The sequence below is a fragment of the Marinococcus salis genome, assembly GCF_054971365.1.
In genome coordinates this window covers 24986-46548 of sequence record NZ_JBQOJB010000007.1, presented here as the reverse complement: position 1 = coordinate 46548, position 21563 = coordinate 24986, and the positions used below count along the sequence as shown (strand labels likewise).

25 protein-coding genes are annotated in these 21563 nt (G+C 47.0%); 14 read left to right on the top strand and 11 right to left on the bottom strand.

Annotated elements, in window-relative coordinates:
• Positions 1–38 precede the first annotated feature (38 nt).
• Together ACTTK6_RS08310 and ACTTK6_RS08305 are read right to left on the bottom strand one after the other, a co-directional pair.
• The gene (locus ACTTK6_RS08310; RefSeq protein ID WP_462833160.1) at positions 39–536 is read right to left on the bottom strand and encodes a PAS domain-containing protein; all 498 of its coding nucleotides are present in this window, start codon (positions 534–536) and stop codon (positions 39–41) included.
• Between the two features lie 131 nt (positions 537–667).
• Complete coding sequence (locus tag ACTTK6_RS08305) at positions 668–1762, bottom strand: GGDEF domain-containing protein (RefSeq protein ID WP_462833159.1); 1095 nt, start codon at positions 1760–1762, stop codon at positions 668–670.
• A 175-nt stretch (positions 1763–1937) separates the two neighbouring features.
• On the opposite strand from ACTTK6_RS08305, the gene ACTTK6_RS08300 reads away from it, so the two are divergent.
• The 10 genes from ACTTK6_RS08300 (at position 1938) to ACTTK6_RS08255 (ending at position 8879) form a co-directional block, all read left to right on the top strand.
• Entirely contained in the window at positions 1938–2468 is a 531-nt protein-coding gene (locus ACTTK6_RS08300; RefSeq protein ID WP_462833158.1) for a TetR/AcrR family transcriptional regulator, read from the top strand.
• On the top strand, positions 2468–2779 hold the full coding sequence (locus tag ACTTK6_RS08295; protein ID WP_079474533.1) for a DMT family transporter: 312 nt from the start codon (positions 2468–2470) through the stop codon (positions 2777–2779). The genes ACTTK6_RS08300 and ACTTK6_RS08295 overlap by 1 nt, the downstream gene beginning before the upstream one ends.
• A 16-nt stretch (positions 2780–2795) precedes the next feature.
• Complete coding sequence (locus tag ACTTK6_RS08290) at positions 2796–3161, top strand: DMT family transporter (protein ID WP_079474532.1); 366 nt, start codon at positions 2796–2798, stop codon at positions 3159–3161.
• Positions 3162–3358: 197 nt separating this feature from the next.
• Positions 3359–4372 carry a DUF6612 family protein gene (locus tag ACTTK6_RS08285; RefSeq protein ID WP_094908149.1) on the top strand — a complete coding sequence of 338 codons (1014 nt, stop codon included), beginning with the start codon at positions 3359–3361 and terminating at the stop codon, positions 4370–4372.
• A 131-nt stretch (positions 4373–4503) separates the two neighbouring features.
• Entirely contained in the window at positions 4504–5244 is a 741-nt protein-coding gene (locus ACTTK6_RS08280; RefSeq protein WP_462833157.1) for a class D sortase, read from the top strand.
• A 155-nt stretch (positions 5245–5399) separates the two neighbouring features.
• Complete coding sequence (locus tag ACTTK6_RS08275) at positions 5400–5705, top strand: PadR family transcriptional regulator (RefSeq protein ID WP_462833156.1); 306 nt, start codon at positions 5400–5402, stop codon at positions 5703–5705.
• A gap of 17 nt (positions 5706–5722) precedes the next feature.
• Positions 5723–6898 carry a chromate efflux transporter gene (gene chrA / locus ACTTK6_RS08270; RefSeq protein ID WP_462833155.1) on the top strand — a complete coding sequence of 392 codons (1176 nt, stop codon included), beginning with the start codon at positions 5723–5725 and terminating at the stop codon, positions 6896–6898.
• 118 nt (positions 6899–7016) lie between these two features.
• The gene (locus ACTTK6_RS08265; RefSeq protein WP_462833154.1) at positions 7017–7946 is read left to right on the top strand and encodes a prenyltransferase; all 930 of its coding nucleotides are present in this window, start codon (positions 7017–7019) and stop codon (positions 7944–7946) included.
• A gap of 96 nt (positions 7947–8042) precedes the next feature.
• Entirely contained in the window at positions 8043–8234 is a 192-nt protein-coding gene (locus tag ACTTK6_RS08260) for a YwbE family protein (protein ID WP_462833153.1), read from the top strand.
• Positions 8235–8330: 96 nt separating this feature from the next.
• Positions 8331–8879 (top strand): GNAT family N-acetyltransferase, encoded by a 549-nt coding sequence (locus tag ACTTK6_RS08255; protein WP_094908153.1) that lies wholly within the window; start codon positions 8331–8333, stop codon positions 8877–8879.
• Positions 8880–9039: 160 nt separating this feature from the next.
• On the opposite strand, the gene ACTTK6_RS08250 is transcribed toward ACTTK6_RS08255, so the two are convergent.
• Positions 9040–10173 carry an alcohol dehydrogenase catalytic domain-containing protein gene (locus tag ACTTK6_RS08250; RefSeq protein ID WP_462833152.1) on the bottom strand — a complete coding sequence of 378 codons (1134 nt, stop codon included), beginning with the start codon at positions 10171–10173 and terminating at the stop codon, positions 9040–9042.
• 93 nt (positions 10174–10266) lie between these two features.
• Entirely contained in the window at positions 10267–11325 is a 1059-nt protein-coding gene (locus ACTTK6_RS08245) for a sulfotransferase family protein (protein ID WP_462833151.1), read from the bottom strand.
• 242 nt (positions 11326–11567) lie between these two features.
• Between ACTTK6_RS08245 and rpiA the strand changes: the two genes are divergently transcribed.
• Complete coding sequence (rpiA, locus tag ACTTK6_RS08240; protein WP_462833150.1) at positions 11568–12251, top strand: ribose-5-phosphate isomerase RpiA; 684 nt, start codon at positions 11568–11570, stop codon at positions 12249–12251.
• A 58-nt stretch (positions 12252–12309) separates the two neighbouring features.
• Here the strand turns inward: rpiA and ACTTK6_RS08235 are convergent, their stop codons facing one another.
• Positions 12310–14340 (bottom strand): heavy metal translocating P-type ATPase, encoded by a 2031-nt coding sequence (locus tag ACTTK6_RS08235; protein WP_462833149.1) that lies wholly within the window; start codon positions 14338–14340, stop codon positions 12310–12312.
• A gap of 138 nt (positions 14341–14478) precedes the next feature.
• Between ACTTK6_RS08235 and ACTTK6_RS08230 the strand changes: the two genes are divergently transcribed.
• Together ACTTK6_RS08230 and ACTTK6_RS08225 are read left to right on the top strand one after the other, a co-directional pair.
• Positions 14479–15015: a macro domain-containing protein gene (locus ACTTK6_RS08230; protein ID WP_462833148.1), complete on the top strand. Its 537-nt coding sequence runs from the start codon at positions 14479–14481 to the stop codon at positions 15013–15015.
• 172 nt (positions 15016–15187) lie between these two features.
• A complete protein-coding gene (locus ACTTK6_RS08225) occupies positions 15188–15508 on the top strand; it encodes a hypothetical protein (protein WP_462833147.1) in 321 nt (106 codons plus the stop codon).
• A gap of 41 nt (positions 15509–15549) precedes the next feature.
• Here the strand turns inward: ACTTK6_RS08225 and ACTTK6_RS08220 are convergent, their stop codons facing one another.
• The 5 genes from ACTTK6_RS08220 to ACTTK6_RS08200 form a co-directional block, all read right to left on the bottom strand.
• A complete protein-coding gene (locus ACTTK6_RS08220; RefSeq protein WP_462833215.1) occupies positions 15550–16437 on the bottom strand; it encodes a DUF5996 family protein in 888 nt (295 codons plus the stop codon).
• 61 nt (positions 16438–16498) lie between these two features.
• Positions 16499–16906 (bottom strand): VOC family protein, encoded by a 408-nt coding sequence (locus tag ACTTK6_RS08215; RefSeq protein WP_462833146.1) that lies wholly within the window; start codon positions 16904–16906, stop codon positions 16499–16501.
• A 36-nt stretch (positions 16907–16942) separates the two neighbouring features.
• The gene (locus ACTTK6_RS08210; protein WP_462833145.1) at positions 16943–17356 is read right to left on the bottom strand and encodes a VOC family protein; all 414 of its coding nucleotides are present in this window, start codon (positions 17354–17356) and stop codon (positions 16943–16945) included.
• A 59-nt stretch (positions 17357–17415) separates the two neighbouring features.
• On the bottom strand, positions 17416–18216 hold the full coding sequence (locus ACTTK6_RS08205) for a helix-turn-helix domain-containing protein (RefSeq protein ID WP_462833144.1): 801 nt from the start codon (positions 18214–18216) through the stop codon (positions 17416–17418).
• A gap of 160 nt (positions 18217–18376) precedes the next feature.
• A complete protein-coding gene (locus ACTTK6_RS08200; RefSeq protein ID WP_462833143.1) occupies positions 18377–19732 on the bottom strand; it encodes an aminotransferase in 1356 nt (451 codons plus the stop codon).
• Between the two features lie 226 nt (positions 19733–19958).
• Here ACTTK6_RS08200 and ACTTK6_RS08195 point away from each other — a divergent pair, with 226 nt between their 5' ends.
• Entirely contained in the window at positions 19959–21206 is a 1248-nt protein-coding gene (locus tag ACTTK6_RS08195; protein ID WP_462833142.1) for an MFS transporter, read from the top strand.
• Positions 21207–21223: 17 nt separating this feature from the next.
• Here the strand turns inward: ACTTK6_RS08195 and ACTTK6_RS08190 are convergent, their stop codons facing one another.
• On the bottom strand, positions 21224–21412 hold the full coding sequence (locus ACTTK6_RS08190; RefSeq protein WP_462833141.1) for a hypothetical protein: 189 nt from the start codon (positions 21410–21412) through the stop codon (positions 21224–21226).
• Positions 21413–21563 lie beyond the last annotated feature (151 nt).

The window sequence follows — 21563 nt, the reverse complement described above, 5'->3', positions numbered from 1 at the left end:
GCGAGAATATCCAGGTTGTTATTTGCTTCTTCCACCACCTAATGAGAGCTTTCGGTGATATCACGGCTTTTTATCATCCCGTCCTCCGCTCTTTTCAACAGCTCCTCAGACATACTTTGTACGGAATTCGAAACTTTTGTCATCTCATTCTCCCGAAGTGTAATGTCTGTCGCTGCCTTCAATATGGCATGTACTTTCCCCCTATCATCAAATACGGGCATGTACGTAGCTTCAAGCCTTACCAGCTTGCCGCTTCTCGTCATCCGCTGGATTTTATCCTGAAAAGATTTTCCCGCGCGCAGATCCTGCCAAAATTTTTCGTAATCCCGGCTTGAGGCAAAATCCGGGGTACAAAACTGCCGGTGGTGCATACCAGCCATATCTTCTTCATGGTATTCCATTGCAGCAGCAAAATGGCGGTTCGCCCACAGAACTCTTCCATTGAGGTCAAATTCGATTAAAGCAAGCGATTGCTCAAGCGCGCGCAATACCTGGGACGCTTCTAAAACCTGGTCATTGTTTTTTATTGTTTGCATTACTATTACCTCTCTAGTTCTTTTTAATTATATATAATCAATACTTTATACTCATTAGGCTATTTTAAAAACACTTTTTTTAATACATATTTATAAAAAAGTCTTAATTATTCAATAACAATAAAAAAGACCTATTCTGTAAGGTCTTTTTTCGAATACATACATGTCTGGTTACGGCCTTGATCTTTTGCCTGGTACAAAGCTTCATCCGCCTGTTTAAAAAGCTCTCTCTCCTCCACAGCAGTATCAGGGAAAGTAGAAACTCCGGTTGACACAGTAATGTTCAATGTCCGGTGCTCTGTTATGAAAGGATATTTTTCCACCTGCTGACGTATGCGTTCAGCGATATCAGCTGCCCTAAAACCGGAACAGCCGAACAATATGATTGTAAATTCTTCCCCGCCTTTACGATATACAGAATCCTCAGGCCGGACCATTTCGAGAAGCACCGCGCCGAGCTGCCTTAGGATGTCATCTCCGGCTGTGTGACCGTATTGATCGTTAATATCTTTAAAATGATCGATGTCAATAATGAGTAGAGATACTGCCTGCTTTGTTTTCGAAGCCTGCTCCAGGTTTTTTGTTAAGGAATAAGTGAAGCTCCTTGGATTATCAAGGCCCGTAAGAGGATCCTTTAAGGATTCTGCACGGTACTTGTGAAGCAGCTGGTTGGAATAAGTCAGCCGCTTTACCATATATACAGCTGCGAATACTCCAGCAAATGAAACAAACCAATAACTGAGCGCTACTTCTGTATAAAGAGCGACAGTGTTTAACTGATAAAGCATGATAACGAGAAAATAGAGATTGGAGCTGAGAAGCATATAGAATGCTGCAAGCCACGGGTCCCGTACCGCACGGGCGATAAAAACCGATACCGCCGTGCTGAAAATAATCATGCTGAGCGGGTACAAAACGATTACTCCCCCTCCAAATGCGAGACGGGAAAACGAAATAATAACCGCAGCTGTGACTGCAGGCATCCATCCTCCAAACAAAGCACTGATCATAATTGGAATATGGCGAAGGTCGATCAGCGTGTATTCATTAACCTTGATGCCAAACTCGATTAAAACCATGCCGAGCAATCCAAAGAGCACGCCAGTCATCAACCTCACCGGTGTAGTAGTAATTTGTGAAAAAGAGTGCTCCCGGAATACTTGATAATAAAAGAAAAGGAATGACACCAAAATAGTTAAATTAACAAAAAGCTGACTTAACACCATGGCCCCCTCCCATCATTCAGTCCCCGTGCACGAATGTATCCCGTGGTTCGATCCTTTTAAGATGTAGTTTCTACGCTGGTTTGGGATACCTGGGCTTCTTTTTCGCCTTTTCACCTTTTCTTTGCTATACTACTTACTATACCGTCCAGACTGTTAACTATAAGGAGAATTAACAATGAGCAAACGAGTAGATATTATGCACGCTGCTGCCCGTATTATCCGCAGGGAAGGGTTTAACCGTCTTACGCTCCATGCGGTGGCGGAAGAAGCTGATGTAAGTAAAGGCGGCCTGCTTTATCATTTTCCTAATAAAGAACAGCTCATTTATGAGATGAACGCTTATGCGCTTGCACGCTTTCATGAATTAATTGAAGAAAAACGCCATGTGGCGGGAAGTTATATTAAAGCATATGCAGAAGCAACACTCGAAGAGCTTCGTTCAGGCAGTAATTTTTTAATAAATGCGAGTCTGCTGGCCACCCTTGCTGATCATAAAGAAGTGCTCGACCTTTGGAAGGAATACAACGAACGCTGGAAGACACTTTTTGCTTCTGACACCTTTCACGCTGATGATGCTTCCATGATCCGGCTGTTAAGTGACGGTATTTGGTTCTCCCATATTTTTGAGATTAACACCATGCCTCTTTCACAGGCTGAGCGTCTGCTTCAAAATCTTTTGAACCGTCTCGGCGAAGGAGAGCTGTAATGGTTTATGCGCTCATTATTATCTCTGTCGTTTGCGAAGTATTTGCCTCCTCCATGCTGAAGCTTTCGTATGGTTTTACCCGGCTGCTTCCCTCTCTCGGGTTTGCAGCGGGTATGGGCATTGCTTTTTATCTGCTTGCTCTAGTTCTTCAGACTCTCCCTCTTGGTGTTGTTTACGCTACCTGGAGCGGCCTTGGCACCATATTGACTACCGGCATTGGAGTTTTTTATTTCAGGGAAAAAATGAACAAAACGAACGCCGGAGGCATTATTTGCCTGGTAATCGGTATTCTCATGATGAATTTAGGATGAAAGGAAGGGACAAATTATGCGTGCTGCTCTTCTATTATTGGCCGCCATTTTATTTGAGGTCGTTGCTTCTACGTCTTTAAAGCTCTCCGAAGGATTTACCAACCTTATTCCCTCTCTAACTGTTTTTATAGCATTCATTAGTGCTTTTTTCTTTCTCAGCCTTGCTTTAAAATCGATCCCGCTGTCTGTCGCTTACGCTATCTGGGCAGGACTTGGCACGGCTTTAACAGCCGGAGCAGGCATTGTGCTTTTTCAGGAATCATTCGGATGGATGAAGGCCATCGGGCTGTTTTTAGTTATTTCCGGCCTTATCCTGCTTCATGTGAAGAGTGGCCGCCGTAATAGAAAAGGCAAGTATTTTCCCCGTGCCCGGCACACTTAAGCTTCGTTTTTAAAAACCCGCAGTCTCCGTGAAACATGGATATGCGGGATTTTTTTCTCACATTTTTACATAAAATTTTAAAAAAAGCGTTTACTCCCGACATTTATAAGGTAAAATTACCATAGAATACCAGAAGCCAGTATTTTTTCACATAAGCTTTTGATGAATACATGAAAGTAAAGAAAGGACGAATAATGATGAAAAAGTGGATTACAGGAAGCAGTGCCGGTGTTTTAGCACTTGGCGTAATTGCCGTGCCCGCTCAAGCGGAGGAATTGAATACCGGTGACATTTTACAGCAGTCAAACGAAACGATGGCTGAACTTGACAGCTATTCTGCCACTACAGAAATTTCACAGGAAATTACAAACGCCGCCGGTAAAGGTGAAACAATGACAAACAGCTCCACCTCGGAGCAGGATATTACAATGGATCCTTTCGCCCTCTACCAGACAACTAACACAGTCGATCCAGTCAGCGGTGAAGAAGTGTCTACAGAAATGTACTGGACAGAAGACGGTTACTACGTCGAAATGCCGGATGGCAGCTGGACTATGATGCCCGCTGATATGATGGGGAGCATGGAAGAGATGACTACAAGCCCCGGCATGCATATGGAAGCATCGGAAGCCTTCGCTGAAGAAATGGACATAGAGGAGACAGAAAATTCCTACGTACTCACCTACGAAGGAAGCGGTGAAGAAATAGAAGAAGCGGCCAGTAAAATGATGCAGTCTGATATGGGAAGCGGCATGGCAAATGAAGAAATGCTGGAAGAAACGTGGAGCATGATCGATATTAAGGATGTCTCCATGAGCTTAACCCTGGATAAGGAAACGCACTACATGACAGCGAGCACTATTAACCTGGATGCTTCTTATGATATGGAAGAAATTACAACAGACATGAAGCTGACAGCTGATTCCACTTATTCCAATTTCAACAGCGTGAGTGATATTACTGTTCCAGAGGAAGTTATGGACAACGCTGTACCGATGGATGAAATGGAAGGCATGGATGGAATGAACGAGATGGAAGAGATGCCTGAAGAAGGCATGGCCGGAGAAGACGCTTCCATGGAAGAAGACGCTGAAGGCGGAGAAATGCCTGAAACAGCCAGCTCCCAGCCGGCTTATATGGCTGCCGGCCTGGCCCTGAGCGTGATTGCCGGCGGGGCACTGCTTTGGACCAGACGCCGTCAGCAGGCATAATACACTTTTAACCATGCAGCAGCCTTCGCCTTCTCGGTGAAGGTTGTTTTTTTCTTTATGGAACGTGTATTATGGAAATAATAGTAACGTCTATTATGGTCCGTTATGTCCCTTTACTGGAGTGAACATATATGGAAAAAATATTTATTGCGATGATTGTTATCGGCCTGAGCATCACCGGCTACTTCGGTTATCAGTGGTTTGACGCCAGAGCCGGAGTAGATAAAATCTCTACGAATGAAGAAGATGTCATCGCCGATTCTTCGGACGATGCACCGAAAACCCCGGATAAAAATGTTTCTGAAGGGGAGAACGATTCCTCCGGCGAAGATGCTGCCGAAGAGCCTGAGGCCTACACGCTGCCTGAAGGAGAAAATTCAGACAGCGGTACAAGCGAAGTCCCCGCCTCTGAAAACAACGAAACTCCACCAGTGATGAGCGATGAAATAGAAAAATGGAGTAAAGGCGAAAATGTAGCCAAATTAAAAATCCCGGAGCTTGGAAACTCTTATTCTGTCTATTGGGGTACAGACGACGAATCGCTTGACCAGGGCGTTGGCATGTATGTCAGCGAATGGACAACCACTCCGGCGGAGTCCCGCCATACAGTACTCAGCGGTCACCGGGACACGGTTTTTACGGGACTCGACAACCTTGAAGACGGGGATTCTCTCATCGTCGAATATGACGATACCCAATACGTTTACCGGCTGCAGAAAACATGGGTGACGGATGCGGAAGACCGCTCCGTAATTGTTGATAAAGAGGAACCAACGCTTACGCTTACTACCTGTTATCCTTTTGATTATATCGGCAGCGCTCCTGACCGTTACATTGTAGAAGCCACACTCGAACAGACAAACAGCCTGTAAGCATTCAGAACGGCTCCGCCGGCCAACCGGCAGAGCCGTTTTCTCATTTCTTCAGCATCGATTTAAATGTATATCTCCCTCTTGCTATAATGAAATTTAATTGTTATTCTATCGATATCGGTTTTCGATATCGAAAACCGAAAGGATGATTGATCATGGAAGACAAAACACTTCGTAAGCTTTTCTTAGGCTTTATTCATATTCATATTCTGCATCACGCCTCCGAGCATCCCATTTACGGGCGGTGGATGCTCGAAGAGCTGCAGGAGCACGGCTATTCCATGAGTGCAGGCACTCTCTACCCCATTCTTCATACAATGGAAAGGGACGGTCTCTTACACAAAGAAAACAAAAACGTAAACGGAAAGATCCGCAAATACTACACCACTACCGACAAAGGAGGCCGCATTTTGCAGGAAGCCCGCGCAAAAGCTTACGAATTGTTTAAAGAAATTAAGTAAGGATAGGAGAGAACAGCATGGCAAAAACCCTGGGCCAAAAATGGATGGAAATATTTTTAATTTCCACACGGCTGGGCCTGACTTCTTTCGGGGGGCCCATCGCCCATTTAGGCTATTTTCACGAAGAATACGTGCGGCGAAAAAAATGGCTCGACGAACAGAGCTATGCGGACCTGGTCGCATTATGCCAGTTTCTTCCCGGTCCTGCGAGCAGCCAGGTGGGCATCGGAATAGGGATCATCCGAGGCGGGCTCGTGGGAGGATTTATTTCTTTTCTAGGGTTTACCCTCCCCTCTGTTATTGCCCTGGTGATATTCGCCCTCCTGCTTGAAGGGCTTGATGTCAGTGATGCCGGCTGGCTTCAGGGGCTTAAAATCGTGGCGGTGGCGGTAGTGGCCCACGCAGTATGGGGCATGGCGCAAAAACTCACTCCCGATCTTCAGCGTCGTACCATCGCTCTGCTCGCCATGAGCAGTACACTTTTATGGCAGACCTCTCTTGCACAGGTGCTAGTCATACTCGCAGCAGGCGGTACCGGCTGGCTGCTGTACCGCTCGGCCCAGGAGGCAGATAATACGGCGGTCATCGAAACCGTGTCGCGCAAAACAGGGTTTTTCTGTCTGACCCTCTTTTTTGTTCTACTCGCTGTCCTTCCACTTGCGCGGGACTGGACCGGTTCTGCCTTCATTGCCATGTTTGACAGTTTCTACCGGGCCGGAGCGCTTGTATTTGGCGGCGGCCACGTGGTTCTTCCTCTACTGGAACGGGAATTTGTCCCAACCGGGTGGATGAGTGAAGAGACGTTTCTCGCAGGCTACGGAGCGGCCCAGGCTGTACCGGGGCCTTTATTCACCTTCGCTTCTTATCTGGGGACTGTCCTTTCTGGCTGGCAGGGGGCCCTTATCGCTTCTGCAGGTATTTTTCTGCCCGCGTTTCTGTTAATCATTGGAGCTTTGCCTTTTTGGTCCCTGCTCCGTAAAAACACCCACATAAAAGGGGCTTTAACCGGCGTGAATGCCGCGGTCGTCGGCATCTTGCTTGCTGCCTTTTATAATCCAATCTGGACGTCATCAATTACGACCTCGCTTGACTTTATACTCGCTGCTTTTTTGTTTACAATGCTTGCTTTTTGGAAGCTGCCGCCGTGGGTCATCGTAGTGAGCGGGGCAGCTGCAGGCGCTGTTCTTTTATGAACAGCGTTTTTTTAATGCTGTTTTCGGTACATACGCCCAGCTGCTGTACGAAGTCTTCAAGAAATGGGATACTGGTACCAGAAAAAATTGAAATTATCAGGAACGAGAAAGGAAAGATGTGAATGGCCAACCAATTCGCCGGTACGCTGCGCAGTGCCTGGATGCTCGTCCGTGCCATTGCTGTTATCTCTTCGAGCATGCTACCATCGTTTCTACAATGCTGCCGCTGTTTTTGTATTCGTCGCTCTCTATTCCTTATTTGACAGCTATTTTTATTCTTTTGGCCATCGGAGCTTTTCTTATCCACGGGCTTCTCACTCACGCTTTTAATGATTACGCCGACTACCTTTCCGGGACCGATGCACATAGCCCGGCTATCCTTTCCGGGGGCAGCCGGGTGTTGCAGACTAACGCCATGTCGCTCAAATCATTGTGGCTGGTGGGAAAATGGCTCGCTATTTCATTAATTGGCGCTGCCGTACTTTGCTTTATTTTTGGCTATTTTAAAGTAGGCGTGCTTCTTCTTATCGGAGTCTTCGCAGCTGCTTCTTACTCCCTGCCCCCACTCAGTCTCAGCTACAAACCATTTCTCGGAGAATGGATCAGCCTTTTTCCATCCATATTTTCTCTTGGCATCGGCGGAGCCTGGCTGGCACTCGGCACGGTGCCCGAGTGGGCCCTGCAGAACGCGTTTATCAATGCCATGATCTGTCTTGCCTGGGTGATGGTCCATCATATTCCGGACCGGGAAGCAGATATGCAGGCCTCTCCCGAAAAGCGAACCACTGTAGTATGGTTCACCCGTAAATTCGGCTCTCCTTATGCCCATATGCCTGCTGTATGCTATTTAGCAGTCTCGGCTCTATCCATTTTCTGGCTCGGGAGCGAACGCTTGGAGGCCGCTATCGGGCTTGCCATACTTATGGCAGCGTCCCTTATACTCGTCAGCCGCATGGATAACTCCAACCCCGAGCATGTATCAGCTGTTGAAAAGACTCTTTTACTGATTGCCATGATAAACGCTGGGTGGCTGGGTATTTTTATTTAGAATCGGCAATGCAGCGATTTAGAAAGGGAATTTGTTGTTTTCTCTTTTTAATTGTCTGCTATAATAAAGCATCACCTTTGAAAGGAATGGCATACTATGGACGGCACAAAGCGTAAAGATATTACCCCGGGAGCGGAAGTAGATATTGTCTTAAAAAAAGATCAGCGAAGCGGCGCACTGACCCGCGGAGTAGTCAAAGATCTGCTTACCAATTCCCCAAGCCATCCGCACGGCATAAAAGTCCGGCTTGAAGACGGCCAGGTCGGCCGCGTCAAGCATATTCATTAGAATGAAAGCTCCTCTCTTTGCTCAAAGAGACGGAGTTTTTTCATTTTATAAAACGAAAATAAACTATATTAATATACCAATGACAGGAGGCTTATAGTGAAATTCCAGCAAAAAGGAAGGAGTACGGAGCGGTTAATCCTGCGCCCGTTGCAGCCGAATGACTTCGATAACTACAAGCAGGCACTCTCGGAGCGAAAAGCACCTCAACATTTTTATGATCCTGGACGCCCCAAAATCAACCGCTTTACTAAACGGCAATTTACAAATATGATTCAGCAGCGCGAGGATATGGCTGAGCAGGACCGCACTTATGTATACGATATTTTCCACAAAAACGGCAGCCACCTGGGACATGCAGACATCACTACCCTAATACGCGAGGAATTCCAGTGGGGGATGCTGGGCTATATTATCCATAACCAGCACTGGAATCAGGGTTTTGGCAAAGAAGCTGTACGTGAGGTTCTAAAGGCTTCTTTTGAAGATTTGCATTTTCACCGGATTGAAGCCCACATTAATGTAGATAACGAGCCCTCCATCTCTATTGCAGAAAAAGCCGGGATGGAATATGAATGTACACGCCATAAGTTCATTTATGAAAATGATACATGGACAGACAACCTTATTTATTATAAGAACTCATAAATAAAGTGTTTCACGTGAAACATTTTATTTCTTATCTGGTTTCATACTTTCACACGCATCTATATTTTATTCTTCTAATCAATTAACACTTTATCACCATAATAAATGCGGGGCCCTTATATTCACATAAGGACCCCGCATTTATTATATTAGTATTATTTTAAGGCTTCAAAATCACTTTAATGCTTCCGTCTTCTTTTTCATCAAAGATACGGTAGCCTTCGGCCGCATCTTCTAATGCAATAGGGTGTGTGATAATATCGGTCGGGTCAAATAGTTTGTTTTCAATCATGCGATACAGGCTAGGCATCATGTGGATAACCGGCGCCTGGCCCATCGTAAGCGCGACGTTTCTTGTGAAGAAGTCACCAATTGGGAAACTGTTGGCTTCTGTGCCGTAAACACCAGTCAGCTGTACTACTCCGTTTTTCTTCACGGACTGAGAAGCTGTCACAATCGGGCTGATGGTACCAAACTGATTGTCACTCTCAGAACCGAATGTTGTGTCCGGCGGCACGGTACCATCCATGCCTACACAGTCCACTACTACATCTGCCCCGCCTTTTGTATTTTCATGAAGAAGCTTGCCTATTTCTTTCGTATCGCTGAAGTTGTACGTTTCCACATTGTTTGTTCTTCTTGCATGCTCAAGACGATGAGGCACCTGATCCACAGCAATAACTCGGGAAGCCCCTTTCATCCACGCAAACTTCTGGGCCATTAATCCGATCGGCCCGCAGCCTAAAATAATGATCGTATCCCCATAAGTCGCTCCACTGTTTTCAATGCTCCAGAATGCAGTAGGCACGACATCAGAAAGGAACAATACGCTTTCGTCCTTCAGTTCACTGTCTTCCGGTACTTTAAAGGAAGTAAAATCAGCATACGGCACGCGCAGATACTCTGCCTGGCCGCCCGGGAAGTTCCCGAAATCCTCAGAAAATCCGAACAAACCGCCCATTTCAGCATGCGGGTTTGAATTGTCACACTGGCTTTCCATTTGGTGAGTACAGTAATAACATTCCCCGCACCCAATGTTAAACGGGATGACAACGCGGTCTCCTTTTTTTAATGTTTTGACATCAGGGCCGACTTCTTCTACGATCCCCATTGGCTCATGACCGACAACATAATCCTCCGGAGCTGGAATACCGCCTTTATATAAATGCAAATCCGATCCACAAATACCACTGGCTGTAATGCGTACAATCATGTCATCGCTGCGCTCAATTTTCGGGTCTGCGACTTCTTTGACTTCCATGTGTTCTTTGCCTTGAATCGTTACTGCCTTCATTATTTTAGACCAGCCTTTCTGTTATTTTGATCTGTGTCTGGAGTTACTGGTTTTAAATACTGTTTCCGCTTATATGACTTCGTAAACTTCGAATTATTCATATCCTAAATAACGAAGGGCCGGCTGCACCGCTTTTTCGAGCGTCGTTATTTTCTCTTCTGGAAGACCGGGCCACGTATCAGGCTTGGGATTGATGCGGCTGGCACCCGCCTTGATCCATTCTTCATTTTCCTCTCCCGATACAGAGGGCGGGTTTATAAATGCAATCAGGCTCCGTAATTCTTTTTCAGGCTGTTGCAGTAATTCTTCGTATCGGAGCCATTGCTGCTGAGCCTCTGGAAGGCTTTCGATCACCCGGCCTGCATGCAGCAGTGATTTTGAAATCCAGGACCCGAGTTCATTGTAAGGTATCTCCACCTGGTGCAGCTTTTCAAGTTCAAAATAATCTGGATGCAGCCATTGATAGACACCAAGCTTTTCGGCCTCGGTGGAAGGGTCTGAAGGATCAAGCCCTGTATCTTCCATCGCTTTTAAGATGGTTTTTCCCATTTTCATCGTCTGAAAACGGTTAAAAGCTACGGCAATTTCACGGGGATCCCGGTATAAAAAAATAAATTTTGCGTTCGGGAACATGTCTATTAAGTATTCCACTGCGTCTGTAGAAAATCCGGAACGCTCGACACTCGTGTCGCCTCCAAAACGATCCTGCATCCATTCAAATAACCGCAGATACTGCTCTGATAGCGAACCTTCTGGAAAGGCCGGTACCACTGCTTCAAGCTCTTGATACAGCTTGTCCGGCTCATTAGTTAAATGAGGAAGAGTGATTGAAGCAATAGCCGGCAGCCCTGTTTTTTCGTTAAACAGAGAATTTTCTTTTCTTTCATAGAGAATTTCTTTATTGTACAGCCCTTTCTTTTCATACGGGGCCAGGCGTACCGGTTCTTTTTGGGCAAGCAGTTCCCAGAACTCTTTGCCTGTCCAAACTTGTTTATCGAATCCCTTCCATCCTTCCCCGCTGATCCCGAAATTGTAATGGACAGAAAGAATCATTTCGGACAGACTCACAAGTTTAGGATGGAGGTTAATGCAGTTGGAAATGGCTGTTGATCCGCTTCTTCCGGTAGAAATAATAAACACTGGTTCAGTCATTGAACGCCCTCCTTTTTATCATGATACGTTCCCCTTTTTCTCTACCCTCTTTTATCATGATTATGACGCCTGAAGCTGCTTTTAGATTATTTCAGTGCAAGAGGAAAAAATATGAGCAGGAGAAGGCTTCTCTGACGAAATCAACAGCTTGGGCTGCATCCGGAGGGTTTGGCTTTCGCCAGGTTTGACCAAACGCCGAAAAGGAAATAGCCTGCTTAAATACATCCTAAAGGAGCTTTCTTATGTCCAGGGAACAGCAAAAACAAGATGCAGCAGCGAAAGCTGTTGAGTATATTCCAGATAATTCTATTGTCGGTCTGGGCTCCGGATCCACTATGTACTGGGTTATGCAGCAGCTCGGAGAACTGGTGCAGCAAGGGATGCATGTCCAGGGTATCCCCTCCTCCCCCACTACAGAACAATGGGCCAAGGAATTTCACGTGCCGCTCGTGTACTTTTCCACCGAAATTACGAAAGCAGATGTGGCTATTGACGGAGCAGATGAAGTGGACCCCGGCTTTCATATGACCAAGGGAGGCGGCGGCTCCCTGTTAAGGGAAAAAATTATTGCCGACGCAGCAGACAAGCTGATAATTGCTGTGGATGAAAGCAAAATTGTCCAACAGCTCGGCTCCTTTCCACTGCCGGTCGAAGTCACACCCTTCGGATGGCAGAAAACAGTACGTGACATCCAATCGCTTGGCTGCGACCCTGTCCTCCGCCGAAGCCATGGTGTTCCATTTGAAACAGATAACGGCAATTACGTGATTGATTGTGATTTTCAGTTGATCGAGCGCCCGGATGAGCTGCACAACCAGCTAATTCAGCTGGTCGGAGTTGTAGAAACTGGTTTATTTGCCGATCAGGCAGATATCGTCATTGCAGGTACAGACAGCGGAGCAGAAATGTTCGAAAATAAACGGTAAAATCAACCATTATAATTCCGTTAACAAACCCGGAGGCAGAAAGCCTTCCGGGTTTTTCCTACATTCGCAGCAACTGCGCATTGATAGCGACTACCACCGTACTGATACTCATCAACAAAGCCCCGACAGCCGGACTGAGCAGAATGCCAATTGGTGCCAGTACTCCGGCGGCAAGTGGAATAGCAGCAATATTATAGCCGGCAGCCCACCAGAGATTCTGTACCATTTTCCGGTACGTTTTACCGGAAAGATCAATAACGGAAAGCACATCAAGTGGATTGCTCTGCACAAGCACAATGTCGGCCGTTTCCATGGCGACATCTGTGCCGCTGCCAATTGCAATACCGATGTCTGCGGTCGCGAGTGCCGGCGCGTCGTTGATGCCGTCGCCCGTCATCGCCACCTTCCGCCCGGACTGCTGTATTTTCTTCACCTGCTCTGCTTTATGATCCGGCAGCACTTCCGCGTAGACCTCTTCAATACCGAGCTGGCCGGCTACCCAATCTGCTACCCGCTGATTGTCCCCTGTAAGCATAATCGATTTGATTCCTTGTTCATTTAGGCGCTTCACGGCTTCTTTGGCAGAATCCCTTACCATGTCAGCGAGCGCTATCATACCGGTCAGTTCTCCATTGACCAGTACAAATACCACCGTTTTTCCTTCTTCTGCTTTTTCCTGGAAAGTTTTCTCATCATACGCCAGCTGCTGGTCTTTCATATAGCCGGGACTGACAATTTTCACTGCAGACCCGTTCACAGATCCTTCGAGTCCCTGACCGGTCATCGTTTGGAAATTTTCTACCGTGTGCAGCTTGATACTGCGAGCTTGGGCTTCATTAACGATTCCTTCCGCCAGCGGGTGCTCCGATTCCTGTTCTACGGAGCCGGCGAATTCAAGCACCTGCTCTTCAGAATAACTGTCACTTGGAACAACGTTGGTTACGCCGAAGCTTCCCTGGGTCAGAGTCCCTGTTTTGTCAAAAATGACTGCGTCGAGCTTCCGGGCACTTTCAAATGGCGACCGGTTACGAATTAACAGTCCCTTTCTTGCAGATAATGCCGTAGAGACAGAGACGACAAGAGGAGCTGCGAGTCCAAGGGCGTGCGGACAGCTGATAACCATCACCGTCACGGCCCGTTCTACTGCACTGTCTGTCGAACCGCTTACCAGCCGCCAGATAACAAACGTCACGATACCCGACCCGAGCGCAGCATAAAACAGCCATTTAGCTGCCCGGTTTGCCAGGTCCTGAGCCCGCGACTTGGACTCCTGTGCCTCCTGTACAAGCGTAACTACCTGCGAAAGATACGTCTGATCGCCGGTTTTTGTTACTTCAATTGTTAAGCTTCCGTCCTGGTTGACTGCTCCTCCAATTGCTTCATCCTGCTCGTTCTTTTCCACGGGGAGCGACTCCCCGGTCAGCATGGATTCGTCCACCGAGGACCTTCCTTTAATAATCGTGCCGTCCACCGGCACTTTTTCCCCCGGCTTAATAAGCAAATGGTCTCCCTGTTGAAGTTCGTCCACGCTAACTTCTTCTGTATCACCGTCTGCTTTCACCCGGCGGGCTTCATGAGGCATGAGCTTAATCAGCTCCTGCAGGGCGTTCGATGCACCCATAATCGAGCGCATCTCGATCCAGTGCCCGAGGAGCATGATATCAATTAATGTAGCAAGCTCCCAGAAAAACTGAGTGCCTTCCCAGCCAAATACCACCATCGTGCTGTAGCCGTAAGCTACGACGACAGCAAGTCCAATCAGCGTCATCATTCCCGGACTTTTTTGCTTCAATTCGTCTCCTGCTCCGGTTAAAAACGGCCATCCGCCGTAAAAAAATACGACTGTTGCGAGTCCGAAAAGAATCCACTGATCAGAAGGAAACGCCCAGTCCAGGCCGAGGAACCCCTGGATCACTGGGGTCAAAAGCAAAATAGGAATGGTCAATATGACTGATACGAAAAACCTTCGCTTAAAGTCAGCAATCATAGCGCTATGGTGCTCGTGATGATCATGACTATCGCCGTAACCTTCGTGTTCTTCATGCTCTTCATGATGCCCCTGTCCATGGTCGCCGTGCTGATGTGCCATTACTCCGCCTCCTTTAATATAACTCCTATAAATACCCTACCCCTGTATAAAAAATGATAAACAAAAGACTCTTCGCATAACAAAGCAAGGATAAGGGAAAAGAGCTCTGCAAACTACGTATTAGGAGGCGACAATTTTATGCAGACCGACTATCAGGGTATCACCATCGAATCTGTCAAAGGCGATATTACAAAGCAGGACGACCTCGAATCTGTAGTCAATGCCGCCAATGCCCAGCTTTTAATCGGCGGAGGCGTCGCCGGTGCCATTCACCGGGCGGCAGGTCCCGAGCTCGAAGAAGCCTGTAAACCGCTGGCTCCTATTTCTCCCGGGGAAGCAGTAATTACGGAAGGATTTCAAATGCCAAACGATTATATTATTCACTGCCTCGGTCCCGTCTACGGTGTCGACAAGCCTTCAGACGAACTCCTTCGTGCCTGCTACCTTAACACCATGCAGCTGGCCGAAGATAAAGAGATTGCAAGCATTGGATTCCCAGCCCTCTCCACTGGGGCCTTTGGCTATCCCCTTGAGGAAGCTCTTGAAGACTTTATGCCTCCCTTTTTAGACAGACTTTCTCATGCTGCTTCTGTCCAGCATATCCGGTTTGTGCTCTTTAGTGACCAGGACGCTGCCGTCTACGAAAAATATATCGAGCAGGCTGTTTCGCCCTAACCTCTCTAAGAACCAGGGACCGCAGCAATAAAAAATAACTGTCACTAAACTACTGGTTCGTGACTATTCGGCTAAGGTGCTCCAACTTTCGAATTGAATCTGCCGCTGCTGGTTACGTTTCCTTTTACGAAGGGAAAATAGAGACATATCTTTCTTTGAAAGGAGACTATATATGAAAAAATTCTTTACTGTCTTCGGTCTCGCAGCTCTATTTGTGACAGGATCGGCTGTTCCGGCGCACGCTTCTGAAACTCCAACAACTGTCCAGCAGGAGCAGAAACAGGAATTCACCCCTTATGAAGCGGTTCAGACGGTGCATGATCAGAAAGGCACAGAAGCAGAATTAAAAGTTGACCAGTATCCTTCCAGCAATGAAGAAGGCCAGACTTACTATCAGGTAGAGGCGTTGGATCCTTCGCTTATTGAACAGGGAGAAGATGGCCTGCTTCGGACGTACCATGTATATGAAGATGGGCGCATTCTGGTCATATAAATATTAACCCCGTGCAGCCAGTGCTGTGCGGGGTTTTTCTACTAAATGGTAGGAGGTTTTTTCATCAGGAGGGGCCGGTAAAAATATTCAGGGTCCTTCCAGCCAAGCTCGGCGTGCAGAAAAGTAAACGTAGTGCGGAAAAACTGCTGCACAGTCGAGCCAGCAAAGCTGTCTGTAAGAGGAAGAAAGTATTCGCTCGCCTGTGGATCGTAATAGGCTTCTTTAGGCTCGATTGCCGGGCTGTTTAAATCCTTTTCCTGAAAAGGGTACGGCAGGACAAAAAAGGAAGGATGGTCTGTATTATCATCACCGGGCCAAAATCCAAGCTCGATAAACTGTTCATCAAAAGCTGCCTTTTCAATTGTTTTTTCTTCGGGAAACGGCTCTGGAATATTTTCCACGATGAGCGTCGAGACGTCAAAGGTGCCCCAGAATAACCCCGGTTTAATTTTACGGCCTCGCAGTGGTCCGATAAAAGCTAATTCTTCCTGATACGCCGCCTGCATCATTTTAAGTCCCTTCATGGCCTTTTCAGCATCGTACCGTTTATGCACCTGGTCTTCAGAAAGCCATACCGTTACCGGCATCTCCTGTGGCTTGGGATAGATGCGCACGTGGATGCCTGCCTGATGAAGACAGCTGAAAATCCATTCGTAGTACGTCTGAATAGGCGTCCCATCTTCAAGCTTTGTGGCTTCCACAGTATCTTCCACTACCGCCAGAAGACGGCTGTTCCGTATATCTATTTCGAGTTCAAAAGCTTTCCCGTCCTGGATCAGCATCCCTGTAGAGAAGCCATTCGGAGTAATCTCAAGCATCACGTGCGCCCACTGAGGCTCCTGCGGGGCTGTTTCGAGCCGTATCTTACCAAGAATCTGAGACAGAAGCTGCAGTGTCAGTTTTGTATCCTTCCATTCCTTAAAAGGCATGATTTCCACTAAACGTTACCCCTTTCTCCCGGAAGCTTTTTTGCTTTCTGATGACTTTATACTACACAGCGTCCTCATCCATATACATAACTTCCCAGAGATGGCCATCGATGTCCTGAAAACTCCATCCATACATAAACCCGCCGTCCATTGGCTCGTTGGACGGAAGGCCTCCTGCATCCAGAGCTTTTTGAACAATCTCGTTCACCTGTTCTTTGCTGTCTGCAGAAATGGTCAGGATTGCTTCCGCCCCGGTATTGGTATCAACTACACTTTTATTAGTAAACGTTTGAAAAAATGCTTCGTGAAGCAGCATCACATACATACCGTTCCCCAGTACCATGCACGCTGCATTTTCATCCGTGAAGCGCTGCTCAAATGAAAAGCCGACATTTTGAAAAAACTCCATGGAAGCTTCGAGATTTTTAACTGGAATGTTTACAAATATTTGCTTTGTCTGCAGAGCCATTATTCTTAAACCTCTCTTTCTTGACTTGATTTTTCCTTAAACGACTATGTGCCAAAAAACACCGAATTGGTCTTTCAGCTGGCCGTAAGAGGAACTGAAGAATGTTTCTGCCAGAGGCATGATTATTTCTCCGCCCGGTTCAAGAGCATGAAACGTTTTGGCAGCCGAGGAAGCATCATTTACGCTGAGCGCAATGGACACCAGGCTTCCTGAAAGCTGTTGCTGGTCCGGAGCCCCGGGTAACGTATCGGAGAGCATTATCTCCATGTCTTTAATTTTTAAATAAGCATGCATGATTAGTGATTCGGTTCCCGGCGGTAATTCCATCCCTTCGACTTCCCCATAGGTCTGACGTTCGATCACCTCTGCCCCTAAAGCCTTTTCATAGAATGCGGCTGCCTCCCCGGCCTTCCCTTCAAATGTAAGGTACGGGTTCATTCCGATAATCATTGGCGCTCCTCTCCCCTCATATGAATAATTATCTTTATTATAGCACGGCCGCCGCTGCTTTATTTCTTACCGATTGCGGTTTCGGCCTGACGCCTCAGAAAATTATTCATTAACAGGGATAACGAAACGAGAATAGGAGGATCATCGAAGCGCGGCGGATATAAATATATATCCTTTTTTTCCAGCGGCCGTCCGGCTTCTACATGAAGCGCTTCTCTTGAGCGGGTGCGGAACGTATGGTGAGGGATTAAAATGTCATTCACCTTCATTTTCCAGGCAATTGACGTAGCCATTACATAATACACTCCTGGCTTTACACACGGAATGTGATATTCATCTGCAGTATCGCAAAGCGTACCATAAAGCGGTACACCTTCCGGCATCGGACGGGGAAAAAGGCCGATTAATACAAATCCTTCAAAAGGGACTTCACTGTAAATACGGCCTTGAATACTCGTTTCCACCGTAGGAAGAGCCGGCTCTGCCCAGTGCCGTGTCGTTTTTAACGAGGAAAAAGAATTTTCTGCAGAGGCCGCGGAAACACGAAAGGCACCCGGCGTCATTCCCACCCTTGCAGCAAAGCTCGTAGTAAATGTCCCTACGCTTTGCTGGCCAATTTCCATCCCGATATCACGCACAGGGAAAGTGGTTTCAATCAGCAGTTCTTTGGCCCTTTGAAGTCGTAGTCCGGAAAGATAGTACAACGGAGGCACTCCAACACTTTTCTTGAACAGGCGTGAAAAATGATACGGACTGTAAGCGGCCTGGGCGGCCAGTCCGGTCAGGTCCAACGGTTCGTGAAGATGAGCTTGCATATACGTAATGGCATCATAAACAGCCGCCGAATATGATTGTTCCATCAAAACTACCTCCCGACTTGCGGCCTAATCCTGAAGATATTCTGTTTCATTCAAGGGGTTCTTTTATTAATTATATCAGAAAGCGATTTCATAAAACCTCTGGCTATGTAAATTTTTCCTTAAAATTGCCCCTGCCTCATGGCAGGGGCACAACTGTATTCTATCCGGGCTGTACCGCTTCTTTTATACGCTTTTTCAAGGTGGTAATGAGCAGTTGAAGATCTTTATCTTCAATGTTCAAAGGCGGGGAAAGAGTTAAAACATTGTTATGGTGCCTGGCAATATCAGACGTTTTGCCAACAATGACCCCATCTTTTTTGCAGCTTGCAAGAATTTGCTTCACGAGCTTTTCTGGTACTGTCTTTTTTATCGTTTTGTCCTCGACAAATTCAATACCGGCTAACAGCCCCTGGCCCCGGACCTGGCCAACGTAAGGAAGCTCTTCCAAATCTGCCAGCGCCTCCAGCAGCTCTCTGCCCTTTTTCTCCGATCGTTCCACTAATTTTTCCCGCTCCATGATTTCCAGGTTTTTCACAGCGGCTGCGCAGGCTGCAGGGTGACCCCCAAAAGTATTTACATGGCGGAAATGGTCATAGGCTTCACTGCCGGTAAACGCCTGGTACATATCCTTTCGCACTGCGGTAACAGATAAAGGCATATATCCGCTTGTGATTCCCTTCGCCATTGTCACAATATCCGGCTTTACGTCTGCGTGCATAAATCCAAAACGCTTCCCAGTCCGTCCAAATCCACAAATAACTTCATCGCTGATTAAAAGAACACCGTAGCGGTCACAAATGTCCCGGACCCGTTTCATATAGGAAGTGTGAGGAACCAACACTCCGCCGCCGGTAATAATGGGCTCCATTATTACTGCCGCTATGGATTCTTCAGCTTCCCATAAAATCGCCTGTTCAATTTCATCAGCGCACGCCAGGCTGTACTCCTCGTAGGATTGACCTTCCGGCTTCCGGTACGGATCTGGAGGAGTAACGTGTACAAAGCCCGGCGGCAGCGGTTCATACCGGTATTTCCGCTGCGTCTGTCCTCCAGCCGCCATCGTTGCAAGCGTGCTTCCATGATAGGTCCGGTAGCGGGAAATGGTTTTATACCGGCTGCCTTCCCCAATTTGTTGAAAATATTGACGCACCAGTTTCAGGGCAGTTTCATTTGCTTCCGATCCGCTATTGGAAAAAAAGTACATATAGCCGTCCCCGAGCCACTCATCAAGCTTTGCCGAAAGCTGTACGGCAGGAGTATGGCTTTGCGTTAAAGGATAGAATGGAAGCTTCAGCATTTGCTCGTAGGCAGCGTCGGCAATTTCTTTTCGTCCATATCCGGCATTTACACACCAGAGACCCGCCATGCCATCAAGGTATGACTTTCCATCTATATCAGTCACCCAAGAACCTTCTGCTTTCTCCGCCACCATGCCTCCCTCTGGATTGTAAGGCCTCATGGCATGCCAAACACTTTCTTCATCTTTTTTCTTTATTTCTTCCGGTTCCCAATTCATGACGATCACCCTTCCTGCTTTAAATGTCAGCGCATACAAAATGTGGTCTACCGTGATCTTCTCACGTCTCTACTGAAAAGAAAAGGTCCACTTCCGGGCCATTTATGAATAGAACCTGCTGCCCGTATTTTCAGCGGTTTTCAGAAGCATATTGATAACACTTCCATATTTAGGTAGTATTGCTTTTATACTATTATGCTTTAATACTAGAAAAGAGAGAGTCCCGTTGACTAAGTTCCAAGCACTGCACACAAACATTAAAATACGCCTCATCACTGATTTTTCCATGGAATTTGTATTGATGGCCATTCTTCCATTTATGGCAGTTTATTTCAGCAGCCGCCTTGGAGCCGGCACTGCCGGGCTGTTGCTGGCATTTACTATGGCTGCAGGCATTGGTATCGGTTTATGGACCGGACATTTATCGGATGTTATCGGCCGTAAGCGTATCATCGTTACTGCTCAGGGCCTGCAGGTATTGAGCCTTGGCGTAATGGCGCTGGCGAGCTCCCCCGTATTTGAATCCGTATGGCTGATGTTTGCAGCTTTTCTTGTCGCTAACGCATGCTTTAACGCCGCTGATCCTCCGTCCGAAGCAATGATTATAGACTACAGCTCTGAAGCCGAGCGCCCCTACGTTTATCAGCTTGCCTACTGGCTTGGCAACGTGGCATACGCCTTTGGGGCTGTTATTGGAGGGCTGTTTTTTGAGAGCGGGCGCGTGTATTTATTTGTTGCTTTATTTCTTGTGAGCATATGTATTTGGTACGTGGTGGCTTTTAAATTAACGGAAAAAAAGCAGGCGGTTTCTTTTTCCAAGAAAGGTCTTCAAAAAACTCAGGCCCCTCTTACTATATGGAAACGGTACGCCGCTATACTAAAAGACCGGCGCTTTCTATTCTTTTTAATCGGTACCGTTTGTATCGCCAGCCTGGAATTTCAGCTGGACAAATACGTCGCTGTCCGCCTGGATGAACAATTTCACCTGATGCTTGGAGGATTTGAACTCACGGGAGTAAGAATGTTCAGTCTTATTATGTTTATTAACACGCTTGGCGTTGTCTTTTTTACCATGCCGGTTTCCGCACGGGTTTCTTCTTTAAATTATAAAAAAGTGTTAGCTGCCGGTCTCGGAATCTACACTCTCGCCTTCGGATTTTTCGGGTTCAGCACTTCGTTTTTAGTTCTTATAATCGCTGCTGCAGCCTTCACCCTGGGAGAGATCGTTTATATTCCTGTCCGCCAGACGATACTCGCCGGCATTGTTCATGATGATTCCCGTGGTTCTTACATGGCAATGGAGTCAATGATGTATAATGCCGCCCTCCTTCTCAGCAGTTTTATGCTTACGGCAAGTGCCGTCATTCCTCCAGCGGGAATGTCGACACTATTCGTTCTCTTAGGCGTTGTTGGCTTCATCAGCTACCAGCTCTGCCTTCCGTTAACAAAAAGCGGGAAGGTCCGTGCTTCTTAATTTCTGCCCTCTGGCAGCTACCTTTTTTTTCGCCGGCGCAGGTCTACTGTCAGTGAAGGAACATCCACGCGGAGCAGTGTCCACCGGAACAGCTTTACCTTTAGCTCTCCGGCCACTACCACTGCTTCCACCGGATTCCAGTTTTCAACTCTTCGCGCTGCCTCTACCACAGGCACGTGCGGCTCCGGAAATGTTTTTCTTGGCACTGGACGACTTCCTCCAAACAAGTGGCGGGGCTCTGACAACCTATATATTTTAGTCGCTGGACGCTGCCCGCTGTTTCTCATCTTTTTCCTCCTCTTCTGTATAACTTCGTTTCTTTTTTCCTTTCCCTTTTTTCCGCTAAACCTTTCACCG

Coding starts and splice junctions, on each gene's coding strand:
- ACTTK6_RS08310 (WP_462833160.1), bottom strand. CDS start 536: ATGCAAACAATAAAAAACAATGACCAGGTTTTAGAAGCGTCCCAGGTA.
- ACTTK6_RS08305 (WP_462833159.1), bottom strand. CDS start 1,762: ATGGTGTTAAGTCAGCTTTTTGTTAATTTAACTATTTTGGTGTCATTC.
- ACTTK6_RS08300 (WP_462833158.1), top strand. CDS start 1,938: ATGAGCAAACGAGTAGATATTATGCACGCTGCTGCCCGTATTATCCGC.
- ACTTK6_RS08295 (WP_079474533.1), top strand. CDS start 2,468: ATGGTTTATGCGCTCATTATTATCTCTGTCGTTTGCGAAGTATTTGCC.
- ACTTK6_RS08290 (WP_079474532.1), top strand. CDS start 2,796: ATGCGTGCTGCTCTTCTATTATTGGCCGCCATTTTATTTGAGGTCGTT.
- ACTTK6_RS08285 (WP_094908149.1), top strand. CDS start 3,359: ATGAAAAAGTGGATTACAGGAAGCAGTGCCGGTGTTTTAGCACTTGGC.
- ACTTK6_RS08280 (WP_462833157.1), top strand. CDS start 4,504: ATGGAAAAAATATTTATTGCGATGATTGTTATCGGCCTGAGCATCACC.
- ACTTK6_RS08275 (WP_462833156.1), top strand. CDS start 5,400: ATGGAAGACAAAACACTTCGTAAGCTTTTCTTAGGCTTTATTCATATT.
- chrA (WP_462833155.1), top strand. CDS start 5,723: ATGGCAAAAACCCTGGGCCAAAAATGGATGGAAATATTTTTAATTTCC.
- ACTTK6_RS08260 (WP_462833153.1), top strand. CDS start 8,043: ATGGACGGCACAAAGCGTAAAGATATTACCCCGGGAGCGGAAGTAGAT.
- ACTTK6_RS08250 (WP_462833152.1), bottom strand. CDS start 10,173: ATGAAGGCAGTAACGATTCAAGGCAAAGAACACATGGAAGTCAAAGAA.
- ACTTK6_RS08245 (WP_462833151.1), bottom strand. CDS start 11,325: ATGACTGAACCAGTGTTTATTATTTCTACCGGAAGAAGCGGATCAACA.
- rpiA (WP_462833150.1), top strand. CDS start 11,568: ATGTCCAGGGAACAGCAAAAACAAGATGCAGCAGCGAAAGCTGTTGAG.
- ACTTK6_RS08235 (WP_462833149.1), bottom strand. CDS start 14,340: ATGGCACATCAGCACGGCGACCATGGACAGGGGCATCATGAAGAGCAT.
- ACTTK6_RS08230 (WP_462833148.1), top strand. CDS start 14,479: ATGCAGACCGACTATCAGGGTATCACCATCGAATCTGTCAAAGGCGAT.
- ACTTK6_RS08225 (WP_462833147.1), top strand. CDS start 15,188: ATGAAAAAATTCTTTACTGTCTTCGGTCTCGCAGCTCTATTTGTGACA.
- ACTTK6_RS08220 (WP_462833215.1), bottom strand. CDS start 16,437: ATGCCTTTTAAGGAATGGAAGGATACAAAACTGACACTGCAGCTTCTG.
- ACTTK6_RS08215 (WP_462833146.1), bottom strand. CDS start 16,906: ATGGCTCTGCAGACAAAGCAAATATTTGTAAACATTCCAGTTAAAAAT.
- ACTTK6_RS08210 (WP_462833145.1), bottom strand. CDS start 17,356: ATGATTATCGGAATGAACCCGTACCTTACATTTGAAGGGAAGGCCGGG.
- ACTTK6_RS08205 (WP_462833144.1), bottom strand. CDS start 18,216: ATGGAACAATCATATTCGGCGGCTGTTTATGATGCCATTACGTATATG.
- ACTTK6_RS08200 (WP_462833143.1), bottom strand. CDS start 19,732: ATGAATTGGGAACCGGAAGAAATAAAGAAAAAAGATGAAGAAAGTGTT.